Below are 11961 nucleotides of genomic sequence, written 5' to 3' on the forward strand. Positions count from 1 at the left end.
GAACCAGGGAGAGTCGTGAGCTGGCAGAACAGCCCCATGGGAGCGCCGCGACAGCCACCCATGGCAGCGGCGCAGCAGGTCGCCTACGAGCCGCATCCGTTCATCGGCGGCCGTGCCTCCGCTCTGCGCGCGCTCGCCGCCTGGCGAGCCGCCGCGCCGGACGCGCCGCGCGTCGCTCTCCTCACCGGCTCGCCAGGGTGCGGCAGTTCGCGCCTGCTGACCGGTTTCCTGATGCTGTGCGACCCTGGCTACCGCGAGCGCATCGACCTCTCGCGCCTCGACCCGTGGACCGTTCCGCCGCCGCTGCCCGCGCCCGCCGTGCCGAGCGCCGCCGGGCTCACACCGGCACAGCTGCTGTGGGTGCTCGCGGACCACTTCGGGATCGACGTCGCGCGCGATGCGGAGGTGTACGAGGCGTTGGGCGCGGGCGAGCGCGTGATCGTCGTGCCCGATGTGGCGGAGGCCGGTCCCGTTCGGGCCGGGCGCGGACCCGATCGGATGGCGCGCGAGTTGCTGGTGCCGCTCGCGGGGCTCCCCTCCGTACGACTCCTCGCCGAGGTCCCGCGCGCGGTGGCCGCCGAGATCGCCGCCGCGCTCCCCGCCGGGACGGCACAGGTCATCGATCTCGACGCGCCCGAGCACGCCGACCTCCAGGGCCTCACCCTCCAGACCCAGACCGCGCTCGACCCGAACTTCGGGGCGCCCCGGCTCCCGTTCACCGAGGATCCGCAGCTGCGGCTCTGGCTGGCGCAGGGCATCGCGTCGCGCACGGCCACGGGCCCCGGCGGCAGCCGCCTGACCGCCCAACTAGCGGTCACTGCCCACCTATTGACGCCGGACCCGCCACCGAACGCCGTCTTCTTCCCGGCCGGCCCCGCCGAGGCCGTCGTCCTGCACGCCCAGCGCCTCGGCGCCGACCCGACGCTCCTGTCCGCGATGCTCGCCCCGCTGGCCCTCGCCGAGGGCGAGGGGCTGCCGCTGCCGTTGTGGGCGCCGCTGGCCTCGGCGCTGGCCGCGCGCGACCTGTCGCAGGAGATCGCCAACGGGATGGCACTCGCCGGCCCGTTCGTCACCACGGTGCACGATGAGGACGCGGCGCAGCCCACCCTCATCGCCCTCACCCACCCGGCGCTCGGCGAGGCGATCCGCGCCACGCTGCCCGATGTGCGCGCCGCACACCTCTGCCTCGCGATGGAGCTGCTGGAGCGGGTCCCCGAGGAGGGCTGGCAGCAGGCCGACCCCTACGTACGGGACGGCATCGTCGGCCACCTCCTGGGTGCGGGCCAACTGCCGCGCGCGCTCAAGGACCCGTGGCTGCTGGTGCACACGGACCCGGTGACGCTGCGGGCCGCCCTGGAAGAGATCGCGCCGGACGACCGGGCACGCGCGTCGCTGCCCTCTCCGGGACGTACGTATCTGCGGATCGCCCCGCTGCTGACACGTACGCAGGCGAGTCCGGCGCAGCGCGCACGGATGCTGGCGTCGGCGTTCGAGGAGGACGGACTCACGCAGTACGCGAGCGCGTTGGGCTCCACCGCGCGGGCGCCCGAGCCGAACCCCGCAGCCTCCCCGACTCCGGTAGCCCCGCAACGCACGGCGGCACCGCGATCACCGGCACCAGTACCGTCACAGGCCCAGGCACAGGCACAGGCACCATCCGCGCCCACCGCCTCAGCACCCGGCACCCCGACCACCACACCAGCGCAACGCACACCCACCATGGTCGACTACCCGTTGGCCCCGCCCGCTCCGCGGCCCTCCGCCACGCCTGGCGGTCAGCCGCCCGGCCGCCCGGCCACCGGCCCGGGCAACACCGCGGTCTTCACCTACGTCGACCCACGCACCGGGCAGGAGGCCTACGTCACCGCCACAGCGGCACCCGGGAAGCCACCGGCCGAGTACCAGGGAATGGAGCGGCTGGGCGAGTTGAGGGTGCCCGTAGAGAACGTCGTGGCGGTCCACACGGACCTGTGCCCCGGCTACTTCCCGGGCGGCTACACGGCGAACGTCCTGCTGTCCACGTTCCCTAATGCCTCCCACTCGCACGCGCACCCCTACGGCCGGGACCGTGCCTCCCGCGCGGAGGGAATCGCGGCCCTCACCTCGCACGCCCAACTGATGGCCCAACTCGCGGGCCAGCAGGCGCCACCGCAACCGTCCCGGACCCCACTCCCCTACCCCGTACCGCCCACGCATGTCCTGCCGGACGCGGAACTCGGGCCACTGCTCAGCCAGACCTTCGGCGAACAGAAGGTCCGCCGTTACGCTCCCCAACTCCTGGCCACGGCACCGCTCCCCGACTCGGCACGCGCAACACTGGCCACGGCCGGCCTCCCCGCCGACGTCCCCCTCTTCTTCCTGGCGGACACCGACGCGCCCGGCGCCCCGCCCGTCATGGGCGGCATGTTCGCGGACGCCCGTACCCACCTCATCGGCACGGGCGCCCAGTTGTCCCCCGCCGCGGCCAACACCCTCGCCACGCACACCCGCATCGGCACCGACGGCATGTTCGTGATCACGGTGCAGCGCGACAGCGGCCAGGTCTGGGCGGCCATGCCCCTGGACGGCACCCTCCAGTACGTGAACTCCTCGGTCGCCGCCTTCGCCTACTCCCTCGCCACCCTGTACGCGACGCGCAGCCACATGGTCGACGCGACCCCGTACACGGCAGGCAACATCGTCGCCGACCTCCAGACCCGCCTCCTGACCATCGACCCGAACGCCCTGTCGGAACCGGACAACTGGTGGTCACTGATCATCGAGCAGATGTGGCATGGGCTGTTCTGAGGCGGACCGCACTTCGACGACCGGACGCGGGCAACATCGCGGGCAACATGCTGACCGGCGAAATGCGTTCACCGGCTGCACCACCCCTGGCACACGTCCTGCTCACGCAGCACGCGCGCCGCTCCCCCGCCGCTCTCTCGTCACCTCCTTCTCTCGGGGCCCAGAGCTTCCAACCGTTCGACTGCATGACCAGTGGTCTGCCACTTCCTGGTACGAACGCGGAGCCGCCGAAGGGCCTGTCACCCGCGAACCACAGACCGGCCCCGATGTCGTGCGGCCAGCCACCCTGCCTACAGGCTTTGTGGGCGCGCATCGTCCACATCGGGTCCCGTTCCCGCCCGAGCAGCAGACAGCGCCTCGGACAAGGGCGAATGCAGGGCAAACCGCTTGACCGCGAACCGGTAGTAATGCCGCCCTGAGAGTTCACCGTTCCCCGGAAGTCACTCCCGGCATCCCTTCACCGTGGCCACACTCGGCCCTCTGCTGTGACCGCCCCGCAACGCCACGCCCCACCACGGCCGCGCCTGGCGTTGCGGAAGTTACCAGCATTACCGATGTAAGCATCTGATAAGAAAGAGGTTCGCGTCCCCTAAGTCGGATGCATGACAAGCGTCGTCACGGGGGACGGACGTGTGCCCCCCCCCTATAACGAGGGATCCATGTCGTTTCAACCGCCGCAGGGATACGGGCAGTCGTATCCCCCGCAACAGCCACCCAGGCCACCGTCCCCGCCACCCGCCCCGCCCACGCCGCCCACTGGGCCGTCGGCCACACCGCAGGCAGGTGCCGCACCACGCACGGTGAATCCGGTCCTCAAGTGGGTGACCGTTGCCTTCGGCGGAATCGCCGTCATGTCGCTCATCCTGATGGTGTTCGGCATCGTGCAGGCGGTCAGCGACGACCCGTTGCCCGTGGCCGGCAAGGGTGGACAGGCCACCGAGATCACCCAGGCCGACATGTCGAGCCTCCTGAAGAAGCACTCCGAGGCACTCACGGGCGGTGACAAGGACACCTATCTCGCTCCGTTCGACGGTGGTTCGCCGACGCTGAAGAACAAGCAGGCGTCGCTGTTCGCGAACCTCCGCAAGGTTCCCTTCGCGGTGTCCGAGTACCAGTTCCTCAACATCGACGGCCGGGCCGTCGACCACTACGGCGCGGGCGCGTCCGCCTCTGTGGACGTGGCGTTCGTGCACCAGGTGAAGGGAGCCGACGCCACGCCCGTCGCCGAGTGGTACCGGTGGACGGTCGAGAAGAAGTCCGAGGACTCGGGCCTCAAGGTCAGCGCGGTGGGGCCCGCCACTCCGAAGCTCGCCGGGTTCGGCAAGATGACCAACTACCCGGCCCCCTGGGACGCGTACGACTCGATGGCCGTCACCACCGAGCCGCACATCGTGATCATGTCGGACGCCGCGCAGGTGGCCGACGCCCGTCGCTACGCCCCGTACATCGAGAAGGCGGCGAAGGACAATATCGCCGTCTGGGAGGCCAAGGGCCCCAAGGGCGGCAGAACGATGCCCGGCTTCGTCGTCACCCTCGAGAAGAACCGCAAGGTGTACAAGAACATGTACCGCGCGGGCACCGGCGATGACGAGTCGATCTCCGAGGCGGGCGTGTCCATCCAGATGCCGGCGGTACCGGCGGGTGGCAGCAAGGCGAAGGTCACCGTTCAGAACGGTGGCGCCCGCATCGTCATGGACACCGCGGAGAGCCGGTTCACCAGCCCCGCATACGCGTCGGGCGTCCTCGAGATCAGCCACCACGAACTCGCGCACACCATGGTGGAGCCGCTGACGGGCCCCGATGGCCAGGCGCAGTTGTGGGTGGTCGAGGGCTTCGCCGAGTACATGGCGATGCGGAACGACTCGGCCGAGGCGTCCAGGGAGGTGCGAACCCTGAAGGCGTACTACGTGGACCGCTTCGTCGACCCCTTCGACGGCAAGCTCCCCACCAGCGAGAACTTCCACAGCACGATCGACAAGGAGAACAGCGCGCACTACGCCCTGGGCTGGCTGGCCATCCGCTTCATCGCCGAGAAGTACGGCGAGGACAAGGCCCTCACCTTCGTGGCCGAGCAGTACAAGAACCCCAAGGGGATGGACGCGCAGCTGACCAAGGCCACCGGTATGGGTATGGACGAGTTCCAGGACGCCTGGGCCGACTACGTGAGGAAGCAGATCTCATGACGACCCCGGGCTACTCCAACGGCATGCCGCCCGCTCCGGGCCAGCAGCCCTACGGTTCGCAGTACCCGCCCCAACAGTCCTACGGTTCGCAGTACCCGTCCCCACAGGCCTACCCACCCCAGCAGCACCAACAGCCCTTCGCCCCACCGCAGTTCAGACCGATGCATCCAGCATCCCAGGCGCCCGGGAAGAAGCGCGGCCAGGGCCTGACGATCTTTCTGCTGGTGCTCAGCATCATCGTGACGGCCGTGTTCGGGTCGGTGGCGTGGCTGCTCCTGGACCCCACGAAGACGTCGGTCGAGTGGAGCCTTCCCTACTACGGAAGCCAGACCGACACGCAGAACTACCTCGGCACCTGGTTCACCGGGGACACGGTCGTCCGCGCCCAGACCGACGGCATCAGCGCGCTCGACACCGACAGCGGCGACCTTCAATGGGGCATGGCCGCTCCGGGAAAGGGCGCATCGACGATCTGCCACGCCTCTTCCGTGTCCAGCGAGGGCATCGCCGTCCTCGCCGTCGGTACCGTCCACAGCTGCAACGGCCTCTTCGCCCTGGACCTCAAGACCGGCAACAAGCTGTGGCAGCACACGATCCCGAAGCGTGACGACGGCCCCAGCACGGCGGTGAGCGGCGGCACGGTCGTCGTCAACGACAAGACCGCGTACGACCTGCGTTCCGGCAAACAGCTCTGGCAGGACAGCAAGAACGGGACGTACGGCGGCAAGGCGTGCAAGGGCGAGGGATACGTCGGCGGCAAGCAGTTGGTGCGGGTTCAGCGCTGCACGACCCGCTGGGTGGGCGTCGCTCCGGAGGAACAGAGCTCGACGGCAGCAGGCGTCGACCCGGCGACCGGCAAAGCCAAGTGGACCTACGACATGGGCAAGGGCGACTGGGGTTACGGGGACGACGCGACGATCGTGTCGACGTCCCCGGTCATCGTGGGCGTCCCCTGGGCCGTGAAGAAGAACGGGTTCACCGTCCTGGATGACAACGGCAAGGTCAAGAGCGACTTGGTCCTGGGCGGGGCCGGCAGTTCCCGGCCCGCCGAGAGTTCCTTCTCGCAGCGTGAGGGCGCGACGGCAGGTGACCCGGAGGCCGCGCTGAAGGTCATCGGCAACACCCTGTACATCGCCGAGGTGCGCGACACCTCGTCGCTGTGGTCGGCGATCGACGCCTACGACCTCGACAGCGGAAAGCGCATCTGGTCCACGGGCATCCGCACCGACGTGCAGTACGTCCTCGTCCAAGGAACCGGGGACGAACTGATGGCCGTGAAGCACGACGACAACAGCTGGCGCGAGGACACCTTCGGAAGCGACGGCTACCCCATGTACCTCGTCAGCCTCGACCCCAAGTCCGGTACGGAAACGCAGAAGCAGTACTACGGGCACCTCGACGGAGCACTCGGCCAGGACACCTGGGCCATGCCCTACCTGCACGACGGCTCACTGTTCCTGGCCTCGGTCTCCAACAGCGGCGAACGCGTGGAGGGAACCACGATGGACCAGGCCCACGAATCCTCCCTCATCAAAATGAACGACTGACGAGCGGCGGGGGCGGACGACTGTCTCGACGGTCGTCCGCCTCACCCCATGGGGCATCACTCCGCCGACCTCACCGGCCCGACGGAGAACTCGGACGGCTCGGGACGCGAGCAGGTCAGCGCCCGTTCCAAGGCAGACGTCGAACGCACCCAAGAAGGCCTCCGCGGATTCGACTGGCTACCCACCCCGGACGAAGTCTGGGACCGGGCGGCCGAGGTCCACGACAACGGCGGCTACGACATGATCGCCGAGATGACCGGACGGCCGATGGAGTGGGTCGCCCTGGCGGGCACAGCCCACGTCACGTTTCCCGCCTGATCGGCCGAGCGGCCGCCCGCGTGCAACTGAACTAGCGCTGACCGTACGGCGGTTGCATCGGCGCCTGCGGGTACGAGCCCGGCGCGGCGGGCGCCTGCTGCTGATACGGGTTCGGCTGCTGCGCCGGGTACTGCTGACCCTGATACGGCGCATGCCCGCCGCCGCCCCAGCCACCTCCTGGGGGCGGGGGCGGGCCGCCACCATTGTTCTTCTTGCTGCGCACAATCACCACAACGACGATCGCCAGGACGACGAGGACGCCGGCGGCGATGCCGACGATCAGACCGGTGCTCATGCCGCCGGAATCCGAGGAGTCGGAGGCCTTCCCGGACGACGAGGACGGCGGGGCCAAGGAGTCGCCGCCCTTGTCCTTCGCGATGGACGCATGCAACGCGTCCACCTTCAACGGACCGTTCTTGGAGCCAGCGGGGATGTTCTTGGTGAGGGCGGAGTACGGCTTGATAAAGCCATAGCCGTAATGATCGTCAGGAAGCGATGCCCCCCTCGCTGAAGCGGGGAGCCCTGCGGTCTTGGCGAGGCGGTTGGCCAGCTGGCCCGGGGTCAAGTCCGGGAACTTCTGCTTGAGGAGGGCAGCAGCCGCAGAGACGTAAGCCGTAGCATCGGAAGTGCCGGTGTTCACGTCATAGCCATCGGAGTCCAGACCAGCAGTGACGATCTTGACTCCGGGGGCAGTCAACAGCAGGTGGCTGCCGTAATTGGAGTTCTTCCAAATCGTCCCGCCACCGTCGATCGCCCCCACCGTCAGGACACCTGGGTATGCGCCCGGGAAGAAATCCCGTGACTCCTCAGGACCCACGCCGTCGTTGCCTGAGCCGGCTACGACCAGCACTCCATGGGCCAGGGCGTAGGAGATCGCCTCACGTTCAGCCGGGTTGCCCTGCGAATTCTCGGGATCGAGGCCACCCTGCGAGATGTTGATGATGGAGGCGCCCTTGTCGACCGCGTACTTGATCGACGCCGCGAATCCGTCCTTGTTGTCGCCTTCGTCGCGGATGCCGAGAAGCCTGGCGTCGGGCGCCAGTCCCTTTACCCCAGCAGAGCCACCCGCCCCGTGCCCATGCCCATGCCCATGCCCGGCAATAATTCCTGCCATCGCAGTGCCGTGCTCGGGCTTGTCCTGACCTGAGTCCGGCTCGACCGACGTGTCCCCGTCGACGAAGTCCTTGCCCTGGAGGAACTGCCCCGCGAGGTCGGGGTGGTCCGTCTTGAAGCCACCGTCGATAACCGCGACCGTGACACCCTTCCCGGTCGCCTCGCCCCAAACCTTCTCGGCGGAGAACGCCGTCAGGGGCCATTGGTCGTCTCTGACCTGGTCCGCCGATGCCGTCGGCGCGGCAGCGAAAAGCAACGCTCCCGCCGCCGCTGCAGCGCCCACCACGCGCAGCGCTCGCGTGAAGCTCATGCCGTAACACCTTCCCTCGCAGGGTGGGGCCCACAGCCCGAAGGCTGCGGACCCCGCCTCTCGTCCCAGTAACCACCGAGGCGCGACCGGACCGTAAGGCCAGGCGGGCGTGGATGACGATAACTACTGCTGCCCGTACAGCGGTTGAGAGGGCGCCTGCGGGTACGAACCTGGCGCGGGGGGCGCCTGCTGCGGGTACGAGCCCGGGTACGGCTGCTGCGTCGGGTACGGCTGGTGCCCACCGCCGCCCCAGCCACCGCCGGGGGGCGGGGGCGGGCCGCCGCCGTTGTTCTTGCGGCTGCGCACGATCACGATGACGACGATCGCCAGGATGACGAGGACGCCGGCGGCAATGCCGACGATCAGGCCGGTGCTGATGCCGCCGGAGTCCGAGGAGTCCGAGGCGGCGTCGGGTGACGAGGAGGACGGGGCGGAGGCACTACCACCCTTGGCCTTGGCAATAGCGGCATTCAGCTCGTCGACCTTCAGCGGGCCGTTCTTGGAGCCAGCCGGGATGTCCTTCGTGAGCGCGGCCAACGGCTGGATAAAGCCGTAGCCGTAGTGCTCGTCGGGGAGCGACGTACCCTTCGCGGAGGCGGGGAGCCCGGCGGTCTTGACGAGACGGTTGACCAGCTGACCTGCGGAAAGATCGGGGAACTTTTGCTTGAGGAGAGCCAGGGCTGCGGAGGTATAGGCGGTGGCGTCCGAGGTGCCGTTACCCAAGTCGTAGCCGTCGGCATCGAGACCAGCAACGACGTTCTTCACCCCGGGAGCGGCAAGCATGAGCTGAGGACCATAGTTGGACCTACTCCAGATCTCACCGCTTGATTCCACAGCACCAACCGTCACCACGCCCGGTTGGTTCGCCGGGTTATTCAGGTATCTGTCCCCCGTCTTCCCGTCATTACCAGACGCGGCGACGACGGGAACCTCGTGATCTGCCGCGTACTTGATCGCCTCTCGCTGTTCCTGAATATCCCTCGGCGATTCCGTCGACGACCAAAAACCCTGCGAGATGTTGATGACGTCAGCACCATGATCCACGGCATAGCGAATCGCAGGGCCAAAAATTCCGGGCTTGGTTCCGTCGCCACGAATGGGCAGGATCTTGGAGTCCGGCGCCAGGCCCTTGACTCCGCTCGCGCCGCCCGCACCATGGCCGTGCCCAGCGATGATGCCTGCCATTGCGGTACCGTGCTGCGGCTTGTCCTCATTCATGTCGGGCGCTACGGAGTTACCCCCGTCGATGAAATTCTTGCCCTTGAGGAACTGACCAGTGAGGTCGGGGTGGTTCGTCTTGAAGCCGCCGTCAATGACGGCTACCGTGACGCCCTTTCCAGTCGCCTCATTCCATACCTTGTCGGCAGAGAAGGCCGACAGGGCCCATTGATCATCTCTTACCCGGTCAGCCGACGCCGTCGGTGCGGCCGCGAAAAGCAGCGCTCCCGCCGCCGCTGCAGCGCCCATCGCGCGCAGCGCTCGCGTGAAGCTCATGCCGTAACACCTTCCCTCGCAGGGCGGGGCCCACAGCCCGAAGGCTGCGGGCCCCGTCTCGTCTTCACCGCATACTTAACCAGCAGACCCGACTATTCCACGACCTTGGGGTTAACGGTGCGGCCGCTTGCCCAGGTCTCCTCATCCTCGACCAGGTAGTCCGGACGAGAGTTGTCGCGACCCTTCTTGTCCTTGCCCTTGCCCGTCTGAGCACCGTGCCCAGCGAGACCATTCCGTCCGGCGTTCTTTCCGGCACCACCGGTCGCGGTCTTCGGCTTCTGACGCAGAGCGGAACCGCCCTGCTGTCCTGAGCCCGGCTTGACGACGGACTTGCCGACCTCGCCACCCTTGGTACGGGCGAGCGAGTTGCCCTTCAGGCCCTTCGCGGCATCCTTGCCTGCGGCTCCAGCACCCGCACCACCACCGAGACCGCCGCGCCCCATAGCGCCTGCGCCGCCACGGCCTGCGGCGCCCGCACCGAGGCCGGCACCGGCACCGATGCCGCCGCCGATCCCTGCTCCTCCGACACCACCCGCGCCAACGCCGGCTCCGGAACCTGCCATGCCGCCACCGATGCCACCAGTACCAGCACCGGCCCCCGTACCGATACCGCCGGCTCCGGTTCCCGAGCCGCCGTTGAAACTGAGGTTGCCGGCGCCGATCTGCGAACCGGCCGTCGGCTTCTGCGAGCCGATTCCCCCGCTGATTCCGCTCGTTTTCGGCGACTTAACATTCGTGATCGGTGCGCCTGAGCCGGTGGAGCGACCCAGTTTCCCAGTGCCGGCGCTGCCGGAGGGGGCGGTTACGGACCCAGCGGGCATCGGCACCGGGGCAACTCCACCAGGGTCACCCGGGTATTCATCGTCATCGCTCACATGTGGATTCTTCTTCCACGTCCCCATCGATTTACTCTGCGCGTTATAGGCCGTCCCCAGCGTCTCCATCTTCACGGCCATCTTCATCTGCGCCTCGCGACCCTCCGACATGTCACCCTCGCGACTGTCAGCGATCTGCTGCGCAGAGACACTCTTGTTGGCAAGGTCCCGGTCGAGGCCGTCCGTGTCGCGGCCGCCGTCGGTCACCCAGTCCACCGCGCTGCTGCCGCTGCTCGGCTTCTCCATGTCCCTGACGATGGGCTGGATTTCACTGAGCACGTTCGCCGCGCTCGTCATGGCAGTGGAGACATGCGAGGCGTACGTGGAAGTGTCATGGATCTTCTTGGAGATCACCTTCGACCGGGCCTGGAACTGGTCGGCCGACGAGCCCTCCCAGTGCTGCATCACCTCGGCCACGGCATGCTCGTAGGATTCCTTGATCCCGACAAGCTGCTCGTGGACGCCCTTCCAGCCCCGGGCTGCGCCATGCACGTCGTCCGGCTTGGCGTCCTGGACCATGGCCTTCATGGTGTCCATGTCCAGGTTCTTGAAGTCAGTCGTGTTGTCGCCGACGTAGCACTGGGTCGGCGCGTTGTAGGTGTAGCCCGTACCCTCGTCACTCATTGCGCCCGAGGCCCCCTTCGTCTCTCACTTCATGCCCTACATACCCGCTACCGCGTGCGCTTTTCCTGCTACACACCGGACATCGACCCCGTGGAAGCCCTGGGCGATGAAGACGGTGCCGAAGCCGACTCCGCCCCGTGCATCCCGCCGGCCGTGTCTGCCTCGGCGTCCTGATACGCCCCGTGCGCCTTCTTGGTCTTGGCTCCGAAGTCGTCCATCACCGACTCCAGGTGACGGACGACGTCCTTGAGGTACTCCCTCATTTCGGAGTGCGCCTTGGCGAGATCTTCCGCCTCCTCGAAGCGGTGTCCGCCCACGCTCCTGCCCAGCGCGCCCGCGGCCAGGTACGTCCTGTGCTCCGTGTCCGCGTTCGCCTTGCCAAGGTCACCAATAACCGCGTTCAACCTCTTGATGACGTTGTCGAGCGCACTCAGATCGACCTTGTACCCGTCACTGGCCATGCGCCTGACCCTCCCCGTTCATCCCGCTAGTCCCGTTCTTCCCCTTGGGGGCGATAAGTCCGGTCCCCTGTCACAAGCCTGCCCTTAGCCTATCGAACGGCACCCGCACCTCGCTCGGTGCTACCCGTCACAACTCCGCGACAGGCGTGGCGGATACGCCCCTCTAGGGGCATACATCGGTCAATCACCTCATGCGTGTCCCGCCGGCCAGGGGGCGGGTCACCGAGCGCCGGCCCGGTTTGGGCATGG

8 protein-coding genes are annotated in these 11961 nt (G+C 68.0%); 4 read left to right on the top strand and 4 right to left on the bottom strand.

The annotated features are described in order from the left end of the window. The first annotated feature begins 15 nt into the window (after positions 1 to 15). The 4 genes from ACP4E5_RS14750 to ACP4E5_RS14765 all read left to right on the top strand — a co-directional run bounded on the left by ACP4E5_RS14750 (position 16) and on the right by ACP4E5_RS14765 (position 6835). A complete protein-coding gene (locus tag ACP4E5_RS14750; protein WP_425828784.1) occupies positions 16 to 2787 on the top strand; it encodes an SUKH-4 family immunity protein in 2772 nt (923 codons plus the stop codon). Positions 2788 to 3608: 821 nt separating this feature from the next. Further along, positions 3609 to 4970, top strand: coding sequence for a hypothetical protein (locus ACP4E5_RS14755; RefSeq protein WP_425828786.1), 1362 nt, complete (start codon positions 3609 to 3611; stop codon positions 4968 to 4970). Next, positions 4967 to 6517: an outer membrane protein assembly factor BamB family protein gene (locus ACP4E5_RS14760; protein ID WP_425828788.1), complete on the top strand. Its 1551-nt coding sequence runs from the start codon at positions 4967 to 4969 to the stop codon at positions 6515 to 6517. Before ACP4E5_RS14755 ends, ACP4E5_RS14760 begins: the two co-directional genes overlap by 4 nt. A 48-nt stretch (positions 6518 to 6565) precedes the next feature. Continuing rightward, positions 6566 to 6835: a PIN domain-containing protein gene (locus ACP4E5_RS14765; protein WP_425828789.1), complete on the top strand. Its 270-nt coding sequence runs from the start codon at positions 6566 to 6568 to the stop codon at positions 6833 to 6835. Between the two features lie 31 nt (positions 6836 to 6866). Here ACP4E5_RS14765 and ACP4E5_RS14770 read toward each other — a convergent pair whose 3' ends face one another. The 4 genes from ACP4E5_RS14770 to ACP4E5_RS14785 form a co-directional block, all read right to left on the bottom strand. Continuing rightward, the gene (locus tag ACP4E5_RS14770; protein ID WP_425828791.1) at positions 6867 to 8258 is read right to left on the bottom strand and encodes a S8 family serine peptidase; all 1392 of its coding nucleotides are present in this window, start codon (positions 8256 to 8258) and stop codon (positions 6867 to 6869) included. Positions 8259 to 8381: 123 nt separating this feature from the next. After that, on the bottom strand, positions 8382 to 9752 hold the full coding sequence (locus tag ACP4E5_RS14775; protein WP_425828793.1) for a S8 family serine peptidase: 1371 nt from the start codon (positions 9750 to 9752) through the stop codon (positions 8382 to 8384). Positions 9753 to 9844: 92 nt separating this feature from the next. Continuing rightward, complete coding sequence (locus tag ACP4E5_RS14780) at positions 9845 to 11251, bottom strand: WXG100 family type VII secretion target (RefSeq protein ID WP_425828795.1); 1407 nt, start codon at positions 11249 to 11251, stop codon at positions 9845 to 9847. A 68-nt stretch (positions 11252 to 11319) separates the two neighbouring features. Next, a complete protein-coding gene (locus ACP4E5_RS14785) occupies positions 11320 to 11712 on the bottom strand; it encodes a hypothetical protein (RefSeq protein WP_425828797.1) in 393 nt (130 codons plus the stop codon). Between the last annotated feature and the right edge of the window lie 249 nt (positions 11713 to 11961).

The sequence above is a fragment of the Streptomyces fractus genome, assembly GCF_049844455.1.
In the GTDB taxonomy this organism is placed as follows: Bacteria; Actinomycetota; Actinomycetes; order Streptomycetales; family Streptomycetaceae; genus Streptomyces; species Streptomyces fractus.